The organism is Paraburkholderia sp. GAS199 (assembly GCF_050436585.1).
Classification (GTDB): domain Bacteria; phylum Pseudomonadota; class Gammaproteobacteria; order Burkholderiales; family Burkholderiaceae; genus Paraburkholderia.
On sequence record NZ_JBNDMM010000002.1, the window covers coordinates 266,899 to 285,886 of the forward strand.

Here is an 18,988-nt window from a genome sequence, read left to right on the forward strand (position 1 = left end):
GCCATGCGCACTCTCGACAAACTCATTGCGCCGCATCTGAAGCTGGCGCCCGTGCTGGTGAAGCGCGCGCCTACCCTGACACTCGCTTTCGACGAACGCCGCAAGAGCCGCCTCGCCGCCACGCTGGATAACGGCGAAGAAGTCGCCCTGCTGCTGCCGCGCGGCACGGTACTGCGCGACGGCGACGTTCTGGTCGCCGACGACGGTGGCCTGGTACGCGTGGTGGCCGCCGCCGAAGCCGTGCTCGTGGTGCGCGCCAAAGACACGCTCACGCTGACGCGCGCCGCTTATCACCTCGGCAACCGTCACACGCCGGTCGAAGTCGGCACGGACTATCTGAAGCTCGAATACGATCCCGTGCTCGCCGATATGCTCAAGCGCATCGGCGCCACCGTCGACCAGGTGTCGATGCCGTTCCAGCCGGAGTCCGGCGCATACGGCGGCGGTCACAAGCACGGTCACGACGAGAGCTTCGCGGAAGACTACGCGCTGGCGCAGCAGGTGTTCGGCGAGCATCACGGCCACGACCATTCGCACGACCACGCTCACGACCATGGCCATGAAGACGGTCATGTGCACGACGAATCGTGCGGTCACGCGCATCATCACCATCATGCGCATCGCTGAACTGACGGCGCTGCTGCACCTCGCGTCGCCCGCGCTGCCGATCGGCGCCTTCAGCTATTCGCAGGGCCTCGAAGCGGCCATCGAAGCGCAACTGATCACCGACGCCGATTCCGCGCGCGCCTGGATCGCCAGCGGTCTGACCGACGTGCTCGCGCACGGCGAGTTGCCGTTTCTCGCGCATCAGATGGAGCGTTGGCGCGCGCATGACATCGACGGCCTGAAGCTGGCGAACAGCGAGTTTCTGGCGAGCCGCGAGTCGGCGGAACTCCGGCGCGAAACCGAACAGATGGGCTGGTCGCTGCGTCAGTTGTGCGCGTCACTGGAATGGGGCGACGTCGAGCGACGCGCAACGCTGGCTGCGATGACGCCGCTCGCGCAGCCCACCGCGTTCGCCTTCGCCGCCTACGCGCACGACGCCGCCACCGACGCCGCTCTGGCCGCCTACGCCTTCAGCTGGGTCGAAAATCAGGCGGCCGCAGCGCTGAAGGCCGTGCCGTTGGGACAAGTCGCGGGACAGCGCATCATCGTCGCGCTGCGCGAGCCGATCGAGGCCGCCGTCACGCGCGCATTGGCCACCGCGCCTGAAAACATCAACACCTTCGCGCCGCAACTCGGCATTTTGTCGGCGCGTCACGAGTCGCAATATTCACGGCTCTTTCGCTCATAAGAAGATCTACCATGAACGCACCTCATCAAGCCGCTCACTCGTCCGTCCGCACGAAAAAACTGCCGCCGCTGCGCGTGGGCGTCGGCGGACCGGTCGGTTCCGGCAAGACCACGCTGCTCGAAATGCTGTGCAAGGCGATGCGCGAGCAATACGACCTCGTCGCGATCACGAACGATATCTACACGAAAGAAGACCAGCGCCTGCTGACGGTGGCGGGCGCATTGCCGGCCGAGCGCATCATGGGCGTGGAAACCGGCGGCTGTCCGCACACGGCGATTCGCGAAGACGCGTCGATCAACCTCGAAGCCGTCGACCGCATGCTCACGCGCTTTCCCGACGCCGATATCGTCTTCATCGAATCGGGCGGCGACAATCTCGCGGCAACATTCAGCCCGGAACTGTCGGACCTCACGATTTACGTGATCGACGTGGCCGGCGGCGAAAAGATTCCGCGCAAGGGCGGCCCCGGCATTACCAAGTCCGATCTGCTGGTGATCAACAAGACCGACCTCGCGCCGATGGTCGGCGCGAACCTGGACGTGATGGCTTCCGACGCGCAGAAAATGCGCGGCGAGCGCCCCTTCGTGATGACGAATCTGAAGGCGCTCGACGGCCTGGACGTGGTGGTGAAATTTATCGAGAAGAAGGGGTTGTTGAAGGTTTGAGGCGAAGATCGGGGCGCCTCGACGCCCCTCACCTTCACTCCGGCAACAACGCCGTCAACACATCCACCGTTCTCGCCGTCGCGCCGCGATGCCGCGCGGCGAACGCCGACGCCGCGCCGCCCATGGCGAGCCGGCGCGCCTTGTCGTTGAACAGGTCGCGCAGTGCCCGCGCCAGATCGGCCGGGTCTTGCACCTGCACGGCGGCGCCGGCGGCAACGGCGTCGGCCGTGGCTTGCGTGAAATTGAATACGTGCGGGCCGATCAGCACCGGCACACCCACCGCGCAGGCCTCGATCAGATTCTGGCCGCCGAGCGGCAGCAAACTTCCGCCGATGAACGCCAGGTCCGACGCCGCGTAATACGCGCCGAGTTCGCCCATCGAGTCGCCGAGCAGCACCTTCACCTGCGCCGACAACGCCGGCACGCCGCCTACGGCACCGCTTGCTCCACTCGCGCTATTCGCACTCCCCGCACCTATCGCCGCCGACGCGAGCTTCGCATCCGGCGCCCAGGCGGAGCGACGCTCGATGCGCAAGCCGTTCTTCTCGACCAGCGCCGCCACTTCGTTAAAACGCTGCGGATGACGCGGCACGAGGATCAGCAAGGCATCGTCGATGCCGAGCGCGGCGAATGCCTGCAGCACGAGTTCTTCTTCGCCTTCGCGCGTGCTCGCCGCGACCCACACCGGCCGCGTGCCGATCGCCGCGCGCCAGGCATGGCCGCGCGCCGCCAGTTCCGGCGGCGTGCTCATGTCGAACTTGAGATTGCCGAGCACGGCAACGTTGCGCGCGCCGAGCGCCGTCAGACGCTCGGCATCCGAAGGGCTCTGCGCCAGCACGCGCTCGAAGCCGCCGAACACGCCCCGGGTTGCATTGCCGAACTTCGCGGCACGTTTGTACGAACGCGCCGACATGCGCGCGTTGGTCAGCACGAGCGGCACGTCCGCGCGACGGCATTCGTCGATCAGCGTCGGCCACACTTCGGTTTCCATTACCAGACCCAGCGACGGCCGCCACGCGCGCAAAAAGCGGCGCACGGCGTGCGGCATGTCGTACGGCAGATAGCTGCGCAACACGCGGTCGCCGAAAATCTGCTCGCCGGTGGCACGGCCGCTCGGCGTCATGTGCGTGAGCAGAATGCGCGCGTCGGGCCGCGCTTTCATCAGTGCGTCGATCAGCGGCTGCGCGGCGCGCGTCTCGCCGACCGACACGGCATGCACCCAGATCAACGGCCCGTTGTCTTCCGGCAAACGGCCGCGCGAGTAGCCGAAGCGCTCGCCGATATGTTCGCGATAACCGCGCTCCTTGCGCGAGCGGATCAGCAGACGCAGAACGGCGAGCGGCGCGACGATCCACCAGAGCGCGTTATAGATCGCCCTCAGCATCGGCACTCCGCACACGTCGGAACGGAGCTGGCCGTGACAGAAGCAACGGGAACAAGGCGAGTTGCAAGGACAGCGGCGCTCAAACCAGCGCCCTGCCCTTCAGGCGTTCGAGAATGCCGAGCGGCGCGCATTCGGGCTGCGCCATCGCCTTGACCGGCAGGAAGAAGGTCTGCTCCAGCATGAACTGGCCGGACATGACCGCGTGCGAAGTCTGGTCGGAAAAACACACCCACACGCTGCCCGGCGGAAACGGCATGGTCTCCTGCGGGCTTGCCTTCTGATAGTCCAGATCGGCCTTCATGCCGTCGTGCAGATTCAGCATCAGGTGGTCGTATTCGCTGCGCGGCGACTTGGTGACGTGCAGCAGATTGAGCAGCCACGCCGAGCCCGGCATCTGCGGCTTGATACGCGGCAGGAAGCGTTTGGCCATGTCTTCGAAGGGCTCGCCCACGCGCCAGACGCGCGGCGCACCATGCGGATTGACGTTGGTGAACACGCGCAGGATGCGTTCGCCGTAATTCGGACGCGACGGAAACGCGTCCACGTGCAGACGGCTATCGTCCTTGCGCCACGACGTCTGGCGCGTTTCCACCTGATGCAGACGCAGGCTCGTCGGTGCAACCCGCAATTTGCCGTTGTATTCGGGAAAGAGCCCGTCGACCAGCGTACGCGCGTTGGCCTGATAGCGCGCGATCAAGGCGCGCACGGCCGACTGCGTGACGGCGTCGCCGGCTACGCCGTGCAGCGCGCCGCCGTTCGGCTCGAGACTGATGTTCTTGCGATTCGGATCGGCGAGCGCCGGATCGAGCAGCGCCTGTTCGCCGCCTTCGATCGCGAAACGAAGGTTGGGGAAATACAGCACCTTGCCGCGTTCCACGCCGGCCAGCAGCGTCTCGCGCGGCACGGACAGATTGCGCGCATGCCAGTCGGCGCTCGCTACTTCGATGATCTGGGTTTCGTTCATGGTCGCCCTTGAGAACGGATGGAGCGTAAGGCGAGGCGCCCGCCGCGTTACAGCAGGCCGAAGCCGGCCAGCGCGGACTTCACTTCCTGCAACGTGGGCGGCTTGCCGGCCGTACCGAGGTTGACGACGTTCGGCGACCAGTAACCGCCGGTGCGCCACGCGGTGGCGAAATTGTACAACTCGACGGTCGGCCGCTTCAGCGCCGCCGCGATGTGGACTAGACCTGTGTCAACACCGACCGTCGCGGCCGCGCCTTCGATCAGTCCGACCACGGCCGGCAGCGACAATCTGGGCGGCACGATGGCTGCCGCGCCGAACTCCTTCGCGAGCCGTTCGCTGGTGGCGCGCTCTTCCTCGCTGCCCCACGGCAGCACGATCGACGCCCCGCGCCGCACCAGCGACTGGCCGAGTTCGATCCAGGCCGTGTCGGGCCACTGCTTGTCGGCCCGCGAGGTGGCGTGTACGAACACGACATACGGCACCGGCAGATTCAGATTGGCTTGCGACAAGGCCAGCGCCGCGCGGCCCGTGTCGAGCCCGAAATCGATGTCGTCGGTGGGTTGCGGCTGCGGGTCGTCCAGTGCCGCGGCGACCAGCTGCCGCGTGCGCTCGACCACGTGCGTACGCGGCTCGATCGGCACGCGCTTGTCGTAGAAGAAACGTACCGGCCACTCGAAGCCGGCGCCGTCGGTACGATTGGCGAGGCCGACCACCGGCCCGCGCGCCATGCTCGCGACCCACGCGGTCTTGATGAGCCCCTGGCAGTCGATCACGAGGTCGTATTTTTCGGCGGCGAGCGCGCGGCGGAACGCGCCGATCTCGCGCCAGTTGTCGACGGACAGCAGACGCTTGCGCCAGCGCCGCAGCGACACGGGAATCGCGCGATTGACGCCGTTCACGAGTTCCACCAGACCGACGAAGCTCTCTTCGACGAGCCAGTCGATCTGCGCCTCGGGATGGCGGCGTTTGATATCCGCGATCACCGGCATGTTGTGAACGACGTCGCCCAACGACGACACCCTCACGATCAATATCTTTTGCACGCTCAAGAGTGGGAAACCGGCTATCCGGTCCGAAGATGCGTTGAGAGAGCCTCGAACCCGCCGCTATGCGTCAATGCGTCAGGCTCCCGACTGGGTGAACAAAGCGCATCACGCGACGTTTGCTCACGAGGACGGCAATTTTAGCGCGCAATAGCCAACGAGCATGAAAAAACGCGGCGCGGTAAGTAAAACCCGCGCCGCGTTCGCCGGCGGCCGCGATTCGAAGCGAACCGCGCCGCCGCCCGGACATTCAGAACGGCAGTTTCGCGTCGGCCTTCTCCGCGAGAATCACGCGGCGGAAGTCTTCCTGAATGCGTTTGAGCGCTTCGTCGCTATCGGCTTCGAAACGCATGACCACGACCGGCGTGGTGTTCGACGAGCGAGCCAGACCGAAGCCGTCCGGATACTCGACACGCAAGCCGTCGATCTTCACGACGTCGTCCGCGCCCGTGAACTTTGCGTTCTGCTGCAAACGCGCGATCAGTTCGAAGTTTTCGCCTTCTTCGAGCTTCAGTTGCAGTTCCGGCGTGGAGTTCGAGTTCGGCAGCGAGTTCAGCAGCTTGCTCGGGTCTTCCACACGCGTGAGGATTTCCAGCAGGCGCGCGCCGGTGTACAGACCGTCGTCGAAACCGTACCAGCGGTCTTTGAAGAACACGTGGCCGCTCATTTCGCCGGCGAGCGGAGCGCCGGTTTCGCGCAGCTTGGCCTTGACGAGCGAGTGGCCGGTTTTCCACATCAGCGGCTCGCCGCCCTTTTCCTTCACCCATTTGGCGAGATTGCGCGTGCACTTCACGTCGTAAATGATCTGCGCGCCCTTGTTGCGCGAGAGCACTTCTTCGGCGAACAGCATCAGCTGGCGATCCGGATAGATGATCTGGCCGTCTTTGGTGACGACACCGAGACGGTCGCCGTCGCCGTCGAAAGCGAAGCCGATTTCCGCGTCGGTTTCCTTCAGCGCGCGAATCACGTCCTGAAGGTTTTCCGGGTGCGCCGGGTCCGGGTGATGGTTCGGGAAGTTGCCGTCGATTTCCGTGAACAGTTCGACCAGTTCGCAGCCGAGCTTCTTGAAGAGCTTCGGTGCGAGACCGCCGGCCACGCCGTTGCCGGTATCGACCACGATCTTCATCGGACGCGCGAGCTTGATGTCGCTCGTGATGCGATCCAGATATGCGTCCGCGATGTCGTATTCGGTGTAGGTGCCGCTGCCGTCCGAGAAGTTTTCGTCGACGATGCGTTGATGCAGCGCGAGGATCTGCTCGCCGTAAATGGCCGCGCCGCGCAGGACCATCTTGAAGCCGTTGTAGTCGGGCGGATTGTGGCTGCCCGTCACGACGATGCACGAATCGATGCGGCGCTCGCCGCCTTCGAGTTGCAGCGGCACGCTGGCCGCGAAGTAGCCGACCGGCGTCGGCACCATGCCGACATTCACGACATCGACACCGGCCGCACGCAGACCGTCCGACAGCGCCTGGATCAACTCGGGACCCGACAGACGCCCGTCACGTGCCACCACGACGGCGTCGCCGCCTTGCGCACGCACTTCGCTGCCGAAAGCGCGACCGATCGAACGCGCTGCGTCGGCGTCGAGCGTCTTGCCGATCACACCGCGAATGTCATACGCCTTGAAAATAGATTTGGAGATCATATTGGCTCACTTGCGTGCAATGGAAAATTTTGACCGGCGCATCGATGAGACATCGGTAAAACACGCCGACTAACAGAGCGATGCACCCTTGCCGGAAGCGATCCGGTTCCAACTTATAATTGCGCTTTTCGGACCCGCCTTATTACGCCATTCTAATGCTTAGACGCCCTCCTTTTGTAAAGTTGCCGCGCCGGCCATGGCCGCGCCTGTCGGCCGGGTGGGCGAACGCGTACGGCGCGACCCGGTTGCAATCCGCGCGCCCGCTCCGGCGAGCAGCCGACGGATGCTGACGCTCAAACGTTTCGCCAATCCCGACGTCGCGCGCGCCTTCACCAACATCGTCTGGCTCGGGCTGGAACGGCTCACGCAGATCGGCGTGGCGATCGTCATCAGCGGCGTGCTGGCGCGCTACTTCGGGCCGGACGTGTTCGGCAAATGGCAATACGCCAATACGTTGCTGCTGGTACTCTCGCCCATCACCTGGGTGTGCGGCGCGGAAATCCTGGTGCCCACCATCGTCAACCGTTCGCCCGCGCAACTCGGCACGGTGCTCGGCAGCGCCTTCGCGCTGCGCTTCTCGGTTTCCGTCGGCGCGCTGCTGCTGACCTGGCTCGGTATTGCCCTGCATTTCTTCGACCCGCTGGTCGGCGCGATGCTCGCCGGGCTCGCCGTCACCATGCTGTTTCGCGAGCCATTCGTGGGCGTGATCAACGCGTGGCTGCAAAGCATGACGTACAGCAAGCCGCAACTGCTCACCAGCATGGGCACGGCCGTCCTGAAGGCCGCGTTCGTCTATCTGCTGGTGCGCGCCGCCGCCACGCCCGCGCGTTTCGGCTGGCTGTGGGCGGCCGAGTCGGCGCTCATCGGTACAGTACTGCTCGTCTATTACATCCGCAGGCATGGCGGCACGCTCGGCTGGCGCCTCGACCGTTCGCTTTTCAGACACTTCGCGACGGCCGGCACGGTGTTCTGGCTCGGCCTGATCTGTATGTATCTGTTCCTGAAACTCGACCGTCTGATGCTGGAGCGAGCCATCTCGTTCGCCGATCTCGGCCGCTATTCCGCAGCCCAGCAACTGAACGAAAACTGGATCACGCTCGCCCTGATGCTCGCGCAAACCATCGCGCCGGCTTTCGTCTATCGTGTGCAGGACGCCGCGCATCTGCGCCGCAACATGTGGCGTCTCACCGCCATGACGGCCGCGCTGATGGTGAGCGGCGCGATCGTGCTCGACCTGCTCGCCGGCTTCATCATTCGCCGCGTGTTCGGGCCGGACTTCGAAGGCGCGATCGGGATTTTCCGCTGGGCGGTCTGGCTTTCCGTGCCCGCCGGCATCGAAGCGATCGGCAACCTCGTCGTGCTCAAATATCAGGCCAAATTCGTCCTGCTGTCCAAGTGGCTGCTGGCGCTCGCCGTGGCGTTCGCCGTGAATCTGCTGACGATCAAACGCCTCGGCGCCTATGGCGCGCTCGTGGGCCTCGCCGCCGGCTATCTCGCCGCCGCCTCGGTTAATCTTTATTACATCCGTTTCAAATTGCGCTCATGACGAATTCATCCGCCGCCGCGCAACCTCGTCTCGACGACGTCGCCGTGCTGATGCCGGCATACAACGGCCAGGCCGACGTCGATCTTACGCTGGCGTCGTTCAGCGAACGTGCGCTAGTACACGTACTGATCGTCGATGACGGCAGCACACCGGCGATTGTCGCGCCGACGCTGCCCAACATGAAAATCGACGTGTTACGCATGCCGCAGAACGGCGGCATCGAGCGCGCGTTGCAGACGGGCATCGACGCGCTCGCCCAGCGCGGATTTCGCTATGCCGCCCGCATCGATGCGGGCGACCGCAGCGCGCCCGAGCGGCTCGCCAGGCAGCGCGAGTTCATGGAACTGCATCCTCGCGTGGCCGGCCTCGGCATGTGGACGCAAGTGGTGACGCGCGAAGGCAAGCCGCTCTTCATGCTCACGCCGCCCGCGGAGCCGAAGCAGATTCGCCGGATGCGCTTTTTCCGTTCATGCCTCGCGCATCCTTCGATGATGTTGCGCATCGACGCCGTGCGCGCCGTGGGCAACTATCGCGCCGACTATCCGTCCGCCGAAGACCTCGATCTGTTTGTGCGCCTGATGGAGCAATACGACTGCGCGAACCTGCCGGAACTCGGTCTCTACTACGAGCTGAACGAAGGCGGCATCAGCGCGACGAAACGGCGCCGCCAGGTCGGCTCGACGCTGCGCCTGCAACTGCGTTATTTCGACCTGACCAATTTCTACGACTGGCTCGGTCTCGCCAAGAATCTGCTGCATCTGGTGACGCCGTATCGCGCGTTGCAGCGGCTCAAACGCACCGTGCTCGCGCCCCGCGCGAGCCAGTAACTACTCATCGTCATTCACCGCCGAGCCCGCTCCCGCATGAAGCCTGCTTTCAAGTCGACACCCGCGCTGCGCATTACACTCGTCTGTAACACCGCCTGGGCAATCTATACCTACCGGCATGGCCTGATCCGCACGCTGGTCGCGCGCGGGGTGGACGTCACCGTGCTGGCGCCGCGCGATCGCACCTTCGAGTTGCTGACCGCGATGGGCTGCCGCTGCATCGAGTTGCCGGTGGCGTCGAAGAGCACCAGTCCGCGTGACGATCTGGGCACGCTCTGGTCGCTGTATCGTCTGTATCGGAGCATTCGCCCGCATGTGGTGTTTCACTACACCATCAAGCCGAATATCTACGGCTCGATTGCGGCGAAGCTGGCGGGTGTACAGTCGGTGGCCGTCACGACGGGGCTCGGCTATGTGTTCATCCAGCACAGCCGCGCCGCGCAGGTCGCGAAAAAGCTTTACCGCTTTGCCTTCCGTTTTCCGCGCGAAGTGTGGTTTCTCAATCGCGACGACAAGGCCGCTTTCGTCGACCAGAATCTGCTCGTGCATCCCGAACGCGCGCGGTTGCTGCACGGTGAAGGCGTCGATCTCGAACAGTTCGCCTTCACGCCGATGCCCGAGCGCACCGAGTTCAAGTTCGTGCTGATCGGACGGCTGCTGTGGGACAAGGGCGTGGGCGAATACGTCGAGGCCGCGCGCCGCGTGCTCGAACGTTATCCGCATGCGCGGTTCCAGTTGCTCGGCCCGGTCGGCGTGGATAATCCGAGTGCCATCACGCGAGAAGAAGTCGCGGCATGGGAAAAGGAAGGCATCATCGAGTATCTTGGAGAGGCGCACGACGTGCGTCCTCTGATCGCCGATGCGGATTGCATCGTGCTGCCGTCCTATCGCGAAGGCGTGCCGCGCACCTTGATGGAAGCGTCGGCAATGGGACGCCCGATCGTCGCCACCGACGTGCCGGGCTGCCGCGAGGTCGTGGCGGACGGTGTGAATGGATTGCTGTGCGAGGTACGCAACGCGGATAGTCTTGCGCAGAAGCTCGCACAGATGCTCGACATGAGCGGCGCGGAGCGTCGCGCCATGGCAGAACGCGGCCGGCAGAAAGTCGCGCAGGAATTCGACGAACGGGTCGTCGTCGAAACATATAAAGACCTGGTGCAAAAAATGACGGGCGTTTTACTTTAAGGGAGCAACAGCATGACCACGAAGGGCACGATTCTGGTAACGGGCGGTGCAGGGTTCATCGGCTCGCACACATGTGTCGAGTTGCTCAATGGCGGCTTCGACGTCGTGGTAATCGACAATCTCGTGAACAGCAACCGCGAATCGCTGCGGCGCGTCGAGCGGATCACGGGCAAGTCCGTGAGTTTCTACGAAGCCGACGCGCGCGACGAAGCAGCGCTCAACCGTATTTTCGACGCACACCCGATCAGCGCCGCGATCCATTTCGCCGCGCTCAAGGCGGTGGGCGAATCGGTTGCCAAGCCGATCGAGTACTACAGCAACAACGTCGGCAGCCTGCTGACACTGCTCGGCGTCATGCGCGAGCGCAACGTCAAGCAGTTCGTGTTCAGTTCGTCGGCCACCGTGTATGGCGTGCCGAAAAGCTCGCCGATCGACGAGTCGTTCCCGCTCTCGGCCACCAACCCGTATGGCCAGTCCAAACTCATCGCCGAGCAGATTCTGCGCGATCTGGAAATCGCCGATCCGTCGTGGCGCATCGCCACGCTGCGCTATTTCAATCCGGTCGGCGCGCATGAGAGCGGCCTGATCGGCGAAGACCCGGCCGGCATTCCGAACAACCTGATGCCGTACGTCGCGCAAGTGGCGGTCGGCAAGCTGGAAAAGCTGCGTGTGTTCGGCGGCGACTACGACACGCCGGACGGCACCGGTGTGCGCGACTACATCCACGTGGTCGATCTGGCGCGCGGTCACCTGGCCGCGCTCGATGCGCTGGTCAAGCGCGACGCGAGCTTCGTGGTGAATCTCGGCACGGGCCAGGGCTATAGCGTGATCGACGTGGTGAAGGCGTTCGAGAAAGCGGCCGGACGCCCGGTGCCTTACGAGGTCGTGGCGCGCAGGCCCGGTGACGTGGCGTCGTGTTTCGCCGATCCGGCTGCGGCGTTGGCGCTGCTGGGCTGGCGCGCGGAGTTCGGCATCGAGCGTATGTGCGCGGATCACTGGCGCTGGCAATCGACGAATCCGCAAGGGTTCAAGTAATTCGAACCGGCCGTCGACGATGACGGCCGGCGGCGGAATCTTCCAGACAGTCGAACTGGAGATTTCGCCGCCGATAGAACCGTGAGTTTTACGCCACCTGGAACACCGCTACGGCGTCGCGCAATGCGACCGCATGTTCTTCCAGCGACTTCGCCGCCGCCGCGGCTTCTTCCACCAGCGCCGCGTTGTGCTGCGTCACTTCGTCGATCTGCGACACCGCCTTGTTCACCTGCTCGATGCCGTCGCTCTGCTCGTGCGCGGACGCCTCGATCTCGTTCATCACGCCCGTTACGCGCTGCACCGCGCTCATCGCTTCGTGAATCGTCTTCTGCGCGTCGGAGACGAGCGAGGCGCCCTGCTCCACCTTCGCGGCCGAATCGCCGATCAGTTCCTTGATTTCCTTCGCGGCCGCGCCAGAACGCTGCGCGAGGCTGCGCACTTCCGATGCGACGACCGCGAAACCACGACCCTGCTCGCCCGCGCCGGCCGCTTCCACCGCCGCGTTCAACGCCGCGTTCAACGCGAGAATGTTGGTCTGAAACGCGATGCCTTCGATCATGCCGATGATCTCCGCGACCTTGCGCGACGATTCCGTGATGCCGTCCATCGTTTCCGTCACGCGCGAGACCACGGCGCCGCCGCGCGTCACCGTCTCCAGCGCGCCCTGCGCCAGACGGTTGGCCTGCTTCGCGTTGTCCGCGTTCTGCTTCACCGTTGCCGAGAGTTGCTCCATGCTGGCGGCGGTCTGCTGCAACGCCGCCGCCTGCTGCTCCGTGCGCGACGAAAGGTCTGCGTTGCCCGACGCGATTTCGTTCGCGCCCTGCGTGATGGCCGTCGTGCTGCCGCGCACCTTCGCCACCGTTTCGACGAGACCGTCACGCATATGCGTCAGCGCCTTCAACAGTTGTCCCATTTCATTGCGCGATTTGACCTTGATCGCCACGGTCAGATCGCCGGACGCCATGCGCTCGAAATGCTTGACGGTCGCGTTGACCGGCTTGATGAGCGCCGCCGACAACCCGATCCGCGCCACCACGCCGATCACGATTGCAATCGCGCCGATCGCGGCGAACAACATCGTCGCGAGACGGAAGCGCTGCGTGCCGGTTTCCGCCTGTTGATGCTGATTGGCAATCTGCACCTGTTCGAGCGCGTCGATGGACTTCGAATAGGCTGCGTAAAAACCGTTCGCGGTTTCGCCCTGGATATTGCGGAAGGTGTTGAAATCGAAATCGGTGAGCGCCTTGAACTCGGGTTCGATGGCTTTATCGACCAGTGCCGTGCGCGCCTGCTCGACCGACAGCGCCAGCTTCTTTTCTTCTTCGCTGGCGAACGGACCGGCCATGTAGCTCGCGAAGTCCTTGCTCGACGCCACCAGCACTTTGTGCGCGGCCGGCAGCAGGTCGTCGGTCTGCTTGCCGACGCTGAAGAGCGTCTGATACGTCCCGAGCGCCAGTTGCACCTGCAGCAGCTTTTCCGAGCTTGCCTTCAGGTGCGAGAGCGCCACCGACGTACGCTGCGTTTCGTCGAGGCTGCTGTTCGCCAACTTGAGCGCGCCGTAGCCGACACCGATCACGGTCAGCAGAAAAGCGACGAAAACGCTGATGACCAGCGTCAGGCCGCCACGAATGGTGATGTTGTTTAGCATTGGGTCTCCGGAACGTCGTCTCGTGCGGCGGCGAAAGCGATGCAAAGTCGGCGTGTCTGATTTTTCATGACCGACTTACACTTCGCCGCATCCAGGTTAACGACCTTCCGCCGACCGCGTTGCATAGGTGAAATCCATGACAGACGGGGGTTTTCAGGCGATGATGGACTCACTATCTGGGACGTTGCCATCGGCGTGGAGAATCGCCGCTTTTCCGGGCGTCGGACGTTTCGTTTGTATAATTCGGCGTCTTCGCTCAGGCCCACTTTCATGCTTAGTTTTGCGCTCGGCTTTCTCGTTTCACTGCTGATCACGCTGTTGATCGTGCGCTATGCGCATCTGCATGAAAAATTCTCCACCGACACCGATCTCGCCGGCGTGCAGAAATTCCACGCCCGGCCAGTGCCGCGCATCGGCGGGGCCGGGATTCTGGTCGGCCTGGTGGTCTCCGCGGTGCAACTGCATCATGCGTATCCGGCGGTGTCCGGCGGCATTCTCGGGCTGATCGCCTGCGGCATGCCGGCATTCGGCTCGGGCCTCGTGGAAGACCTGACCAAGCGCGTATCCCCGCTCGCGCGGCTGGTCTGCACGATGGCGGCTGCGGCGCTCGCTTACTTCCTGCTGAATATTGCCGTCACGCGTATCAGCGTGCCGCCGCTGGACTTCCTGCTCTCGTACGCGATCATCTCCTGCGCGGTCACCGTGCTGGCGGTAGCGGCGCTTGCCAACGCGATCAATATCATCGACGGCTTCAACGGCCTTGCGTCGATGGTGGCGTTCATGATGTTCGCGTCGCTCGCCTATGTCGCGTTCCAGGTGTCGGATCCTGTCGTGCTGTCGGCGTCGTTCATGATGATGGGCGCGGTGCTCGGCTTCTTCATCTGGAATTTCCCGGCGGGCCTGATTTTTCTCGGCGACGGCGGTGCATATTTCATCGGCTTCATGCTGGCCGAACTGTCGATCATGCTCGTGATGCGCAATCGCGACGTGTCGGCGTGGTATCCGGTTCTGCTGTTCATGTATCCGATCTTCGAGACGTGTTTCTCGATTTACCGGAAGAAGTTCATTCGCGGGATGTCACCCGGCATTCCCGATGGCGTGCATCTGCACATGCTGGTTTATAAGCGGCTGATGCGCTGGGCAGTGGGCAATCGTACGGCGCGCGAACTGACGCGGCGCAATTCGCTCACTTCGCCTTATTTGTGGCTGCTTTGTTTGATTGCGGTCGTGCCGGCGACGTTGTTCTGGCGACATACGTTGCATCTGTTCTGTTTTGTGGTGGTGTTCGCGGCGACTTATGTTTGGCTTTATGTGAGTATTGTGAGGTTCAAGTCGCCGAGGTGGATGGTGGTGAGGAAGGGGCGGGAATAGCGCACCAGGCGCGCTACGGAGACTCACTGTGCACAGTGCGTGCACGATCGTGCCTTGCAGACACCGCGAATCGGGACTAGTCTAGGCCACCAGGACATGCCAGCAAACGCCGCCAGCCTTCAATAAAAAAACGAGTATCGAACTGCCGGGAATGGTCCGTGCGTGCGTGTTTCGTTTTGCACGCAGCCTACCAAAGGAGACACTGGTGAGGACGGAAGCTCGAACGATCCCCGACACAGAGGCGGCGAAGCGCAGTGGAATACAGGCTTTGCGTGCCATCGCGTGCATGCTCGTCATTCTGTACCATGTCACGTATTACGCGTGCATCACCAAAGACGTCGATTTCCGTAATTTCGTGATCGTCGATACGGGCCGTATTGGTGTCTTCATCTTTTTCGTCATCTCCGGCTTCGTGATGGGCCGATGCTTCGGCGAAGGCAAACGCTTTCTCTTGAATCGCATCCTGCGAATCTATCCGCCCTACTGGATCGCGCTCGGCGTGTCATTCGCGTTGCTGCGGAGTTTCGAGCCCCAGTGGCATATCGACCTCGCGTCATGGCTGCTGCTGCCGTCGCTCGAACACAATAACTCCGTCCATATTCCCTACTGGACGTTGTGCTACGAAATCGCCTTCTATTGCATCACGTACGTGATGATCCTGGTCCGCCTCACGCGTGGACAGGCGGCCTGCGCCTGCCTCGTGTGGATCGCGGCCATCGGTGTATTCGAAGCGTACCGCGAGCCGCTTCATCTCGGACATGCTAGCGTGGTGGCGCTGACCCTGTCTCCGGGACCGTGGATACTGCTGTCGCCCATGTCGATCTTCTTTGCGATGGGACTGTTCGTCTCGCTCGCCGACACCAAAATTTTCGACCGCGTACCGGCAACCTATCTCGCGCTCTTTTCTGTCGTGATGGTGGCAATCGGGTCGATGGCAACATCGCCGTTCGCAGTAGCCGGATTGATTCCGCTTGCCGTCGGCTATAGCGGCTTTTTACTCGCCATCCAGCGCGTCCGGTTTCCCACTCTGGTTTCGCGGCTCGGCGACTTTTCTTATGGAACGTATCTCGTCCATATCTCGATTGTCTGGGCGCTCGTCCATCTCTTCGATCCTCATTCGAAAGAGGTGCGGCTATCGGTCATCTGGATCGCGATGATGGCCGCCTCGACTTGCGGCGGGCTCCTGTTCGGCTGGTTCGAATACGCGCTGCACAACCGCTTCGTGAAACAGTTATTCAGACGCAGATCGAAGCCGGCGAGAAATTCGGTCGCGACGTAGCTAACACCGCCGGCAAGGCGGCGTGTTCATCGGCAAAGGCGTGCTTTCGGTATGCGGCCTTCGTTCACAGCGACTCGATCAGACTCAATCGGTTTCGCCATGAAGAAGGCACAGGCCCGCGGGGAATTCAGGAAGCGCGCGGCACGGCCACGGCGGCGACGCTATGGAGCGCGGGAGCAGTAGCCGGCTGGTATTCAGGCACCCAACGCCGCAGATCGCGCCTCACTTCCTGATCGCTCGGCACGCGATGCTGCATGAGCCAGGGCAACAACTCATCCAGCAGGTTATCGGCCGTTTCACGCGCTTGCGCGATTCGCAGCTTGGGATGCGGCGTTCGCGTCGTGGCTTCGTCGTCGGCGAGCAGTTCTTCGTAGAGCTTTTCGCCCGGCCGCAAACCAGTGAAGACGATCCGGATCTGCTCTTCGGTGAAACCGTAGAGGCGAATCAGGTCTCGCGCGAGATCGACGATTTTCACCGGCTCGCCCATGTCGAGAATGAAAATCTCGCCGCCGTGACCCATGCTGGACGCCTGCAACACGAGTTGCGACGCTTCCGGAATAGTCATGAAGAAGCGCGTGATTTCCGGATGCGTGACCGTGACCGGACCGCCGCGCGCGATCTGCTGCTGGAACTTCGGAATGACACTGCCGGCGCTGCCCAGCACGTTGCCGAACCGGACGGTTTCAAACTGTGTCCGCGAGCTGGTTTGCTGTAGAGCCTGGCAAGCCATTTCCGCGAGCCGCTTGCTCGCGCCCATGACGTTGGTCGGATTCACCGCCTTGTCCGTGGAAATCAGCACGAAGTGTTTGACGTCGTGACGTATCGCGGCGCGCGCGACGCGGTAGGTCCCGAGCACGTTGTTGCGCACGGCCTGCCACGCATTGAGTTCTTCCATCAATGGCACGTGCTTGTACGCCGCGGCATGGAACACGATGTGCGGCGTATAGCGGGACATGACCTGATCGAGCAGCAACGAGTCTTTTGCGTCGCCGATGACCGAAATCACCGACAGGCTCGGAAACCGGTCGTGCAGTTCTTCGACCAGCCGGTACATCGCGTATTCGGAAAGATCGAAGGCGATGAGCTGCGCCGGTTCGAAGCGAAGAATCTGCCGGCACAACTCCGAGCCGATCGACCCGCCCGCACCGGTGACCATGACCACGCGGCTGCGCAGCAAGGCCTCGACGTGCGGCATGTCGATCTTGACGGGTTCGCGCCCGAGCAGGTCTTCGAGGTCGATCTGACGCACGCGCGACAGAAACGCCTCGCCTTGCGTCAGCGTGGTCAGCGCAGGCAGGACCATGGCGCGCACGCCGGCGCGTACGCACAGCGTGGCGACGCGCCGTTGCGCATCGACCGAGGCCGAGGGTATGGCGATGATGGCGTGCTCGACCTTCATGTCCGCCGCCCACTGCTGCAGGTCGCTAATGGGTCCCCAAACCTTGTAGCCGTACATCTCGCGGCCGTGCTTGGAGGGATCGTCGTCCAGCAAGCCGACCAGCCGCCATTCGCTGGAGCGCGACAGTTCGCGCGCGAGATTGGCGCCCGCGTTGCCCGCGCCCAGCACGACAACCGGCTTGCCTTGACCGACGAGGCCGCCGTACAGATAGAACTCTTTGGACGCGCGATAGAGCGCGCGCGAGCCGCCCATGGCAAGGAACAGCAGCAGCGGCGAAACAGCCAGTACCGAACGCGGAATGATGGGGAATGGCTGAACCATTACCGCCGCCATCATCGTCGTGAAGGCACCGGCCATCACCGCCTTGGCGATGCGCATCAGGTCGGGCAGGCTGGCGAATACCCACATGCCGCGGTACAGACCGAACATGCGGAACATCAGGCCGTAGACAGGAAGGACCCATACGAGCGTGCGCACGGCGCCTGCCCAGAATTCGACCGGCACGTAGCCATTGAACCGGATAAGGTAGGCAGCGAGCCAGGCACCCGCGACCGCACACAGGTCGAAGAGGAACGCGCTAAACGATAGCAATGAGGCTTTGTGTCGAAACATCGGCGTCACACCTCAGGTTGTTCAGAGCGCGCTGTAATAAAGCGGCGCCAGTGAGAATCGATACTTATGCCAATCAATACCAGCACGATCACCCACGCCACCACGCTACACCATTGAAGTAGCGGGGGCCAGTCAAGCGCTAAAACAGCAAGTATTATGCCCGCAAGCATGACCGCGTACCAGAGGGTTGCCGTGCGCAGATGCCCTAATCCGTACTGGACCATGCGCTGGTAGTAATGCTCGCGGTGAGCTTGCCAGACTTTCTCGCCGCGCAGCAAGCGCCGTAGAAGCGTGACCGAAGCGTCGCCGATGAACGGAGAAAACACGAGCGCCGGAAACCAGATTGGCCACACCTGCTCGCTCCATCCCCAGTAGCCCAATGCACCGGCAAGATAGCCGAGCGGGATCGAACCCGCGTCGCCCAGAAAAATACGCGCGGGATGAAAGTTGAAGATCAGAAATCCCACCGCCGATCCCGCCACCGCTGCCGATACGACACTCAGGCCGGCGGAAGGGTGTGCGCTGAGCGCCGCGCCGATCGCATAAGCGGCAAACCCGAATAGCGCCATGCCGCCGGCGAGACCGTCGGCGCCGTCCATGAAGTTGTACAGATTGACGAGCCACAGCATGAGAAAGCCGATCACGACGAGCGCCCACCACGGAGCCTGCGCCATGTGGGCAACGATCAGCACCGCGACCGCGAGCAAATGCGCACCGAAGCGTACACGCGCCGTCATGCCACGGCGATCGTCGATCTGCGACACGGCCGCGAGGAAGGCCGCGCCCGCCGCCGGCAGCCACAACGTGGGCGCCGCGAGGAGCGTCGCGACCACGACGACCGGCACGATCGCCCATCCGCCGACGCGCGGAACAGGCCGGTTATGCAACGAGCGCGCGTTGGGAATGTCGACGGCGAGACGCCACGCGAGCCCGGTTTTCATCAGGAGTTGAAGAATCGAGGCGCAGACGAGCGCCGCCAGCAACGCGATGGCAGCGGCAAACAGCCAGAACGGTTGGCTCGATAGACCAGCAAGGGATGTCGATATCATAGTGGGGACCCTTGGCCGTCAGGCGATACAGCAAGACAGTAT

General features: G+C 63.2%; 16 protein-coding genes. 9 read left to right on the top strand and 7 right to left on the bottom strand.

Going from position 1 to position 18,988, the window contains the following annotated elements; genetic code table 11:
* Positions 1 to 3: 3 nt before the first annotated feature.
* Genes ureE through ureG form a run of 3 tightly spaced genes read left to right on the top strand, consistent with a single transcriptional unit; the run spans position 4 to position 1,959 of the window.
* Positions 4 to 627, top strand: a complete 624-nt coding sequence (gene ureE / locus P3T18_RS07315) for an urease accessory protein UreE (protein ID WP_429299256.1) — start codon at positions 4 to 6, stop codon at positions 625 to 627.
* Complete coding sequence (locus P3T18_RS07320) at positions 614 to 1,294, top strand: urease accessory protein UreF (protein ID WP_429300064.1); 681 nt, start codon at positions 614 to 616, stop codon at positions 1,292 to 1,294. Before ureE ends, P3T18_RS07320 begins: the two co-directional genes overlap by 14 nt.
* Positions 1,295 to 1,305: 11 nt before the next feature.
* Entirely contained in the window at positions 1,306 to 1,959 is a 654-nt protein-coding gene (gene ureG, locus P3T18_RS07325; RefSeq protein WP_429299257.1) for an urease accessory protein UreG, read from the top strand.
* A gap of 34 nt (positions 1,960 to 1,993) precedes the next feature.
* Here ureG and waaA read toward each other — a convergent pair whose 3' ends face one another.
* The 4 genes from waaA to P3T18_RS07345 form a co-directional block, all read right to left on the bottom strand.
* Positions 1,994 to 3,343, bottom strand: a complete 1,350-nt coding sequence (gene waaA, locus P3T18_RS07330) for a lipid IV(A) 3-deoxy-D-manno-octulosonic acid transferase (protein ID WP_429299258.1) — start codon at positions 3,341 to 3,343, stop codon at positions 1,994 to 1,996.
* Between the two features lie 79 nt (positions 3,344 to 3,422).
* Positions 3,423 to 4,307, bottom strand: coding sequence for a Kdo hydroxylase family protein (locus P3T18_RS07335; RefSeq protein ID WP_429299259.1), 885 nt, complete (start codon positions 4,305 to 4,307; stop codon positions 3,423 to 3,425).
* A gap of 47 nt (positions 4,308 to 4,354) precedes the next feature.
* The gene (gene waaC, locus P3T18_RS07340) at positions 4,355 to 5,356 is read right to left on the bottom strand and encodes a lipopolysaccharide heptosyltransferase I (RefSeq protein ID WP_429299260.1); all 1,002 of its coding nucleotides are present in this window, start codon (positions 5,354 to 5,356) and stop codon (positions 4,355 to 4,357) included.
* Positions 5,357 to 5,600: 244 nt separating this feature from the next.
* Positions 5,601 to 6,995 (bottom strand): phosphomannomutase/phosphoglucomutase, encoded by a 1,395-nt coding sequence (locus P3T18_RS07345; protein ID WP_429299261.1) that lies wholly within the window; start codon positions 6,993 to 6,995, stop codon positions 5,601 to 5,603.
* 283 nt (positions 6,996 to 7,278) lie between these two features.
* On the opposite strand from P3T18_RS07345, the gene P3T18_RS07350 reads away from it, so the two are divergent.
* The 4 genes from P3T18_RS07350 to galE are packed head-to-tail and all read left to right on the top strand — an operon-like array spanning position 7,279 to position 11,588.
* Positions 7,279 to 8,541, top strand: coding sequence for an oligosaccharide flippase family protein (locus tag P3T18_RS07350; protein WP_429300065.1), 1,263 nt, complete (start codon positions 7,279 to 7,281; stop codon positions 8,539 to 8,541).
* On the top strand, positions 8,538 to 9,368 hold the full coding sequence (locus P3T18_RS07355) for a glycosyltransferase (RefSeq protein ID WP_429299262.1): 831 nt from the start codon (positions 8,538 to 8,540) through the stop codon (positions 9,366 to 9,368). The genes P3T18_RS07350 and P3T18_RS07355 overlap by 4 nt, the downstream gene beginning before the upstream one ends.
* A 36-nt stretch (positions 9,369 to 9,404) precedes the next feature.
* A complete protein-coding gene (locus P3T18_RS07360; protein WP_429299263.1) occupies positions 9,405 to 10,553 on the top strand; it encodes a glycosyltransferase family 4 protein in 1,149 nt (382 codons plus the stop codon).
* A gap of 12 nt (positions 10,554 to 10,565) precedes the next feature.
* Positions 10,566 to 11,588: a UDP-glucose 4-epimerase GalE gene (gene galE / locus P3T18_RS07365; RefSeq protein ID WP_429299264.1), complete on the top strand. Its 1,023-nt coding sequence runs from the start codon at positions 10,566 to 10,568 to the stop codon at positions 11,586 to 11,588.
* 88 nt (positions 11,589 to 11,676) lie between these two features.
* Here the strand turns inward: galE and P3T18_RS07370 are convergent, their stop codons facing one another.
* A complete protein-coding gene (locus P3T18_RS07370) occupies positions 11,677 to 13,236 on the bottom strand; it encodes a methyl-accepting chemotaxis protein (RefSeq protein ID WP_429299265.1) in 1,560 nt (519 codons plus the stop codon).
* Positions 13,237 to 13,506: 270 nt separating this feature from the next.
* Between P3T18_RS07370 and P3T18_RS07375 the strand changes: the two genes are divergently transcribed.
* Positions 13,507 to 14,607 (top strand): MraY family glycosyltransferase, encoded by a 1,101-nt coding sequence (locus P3T18_RS07375; RefSeq protein WP_429299266.1) that lies wholly within the window; start codon positions 13,507 to 13,509, stop codon positions 14,605 to 14,607.
* A 151-nt stretch (positions 14,608 to 14,758) separates the two neighbouring features.
* Positions 14,759 to 15,886 carry an acyltransferase family protein gene (locus P3T18_RS07380; protein ID WP_429299267.1) on the top strand — a complete coding sequence of 376 codons (1,128 nt, stop codon included), beginning with the start codon at positions 14,759 to 14,761 and terminating at the stop codon, positions 15,884 to 15,886.
* Positions 15,887 to 16,013: 127 nt separating this feature from the next.
* Here P3T18_RS07380 and P3T18_RS07385 read toward each other — a convergent pair whose 3' ends face one another.
* The gene (locus P3T18_RS07385) at positions 16,014 to 17,897 is read right to left on the bottom strand and encodes a polysaccharide biosynthesis protein (RefSeq protein WP_429299268.1); all 1,884 of its coding nucleotides are present in this window, start codon (positions 17,895 to 17,897) and stop codon (positions 16,014 to 16,016) included.
* 5 nt (positions 17,898 to 17,902) lie between these two features.
* A complete protein-coding gene (locus tag P3T18_RS07390; RefSeq protein WP_429299269.1) occupies positions 17,903 to 18,946 on the bottom strand; it encodes an MraY family glycosyltransferase in 1,044 nt (347 codons plus the stop codon).
* Positions 18,947 to 18,988 lie beyond the last annotated feature (42 nt).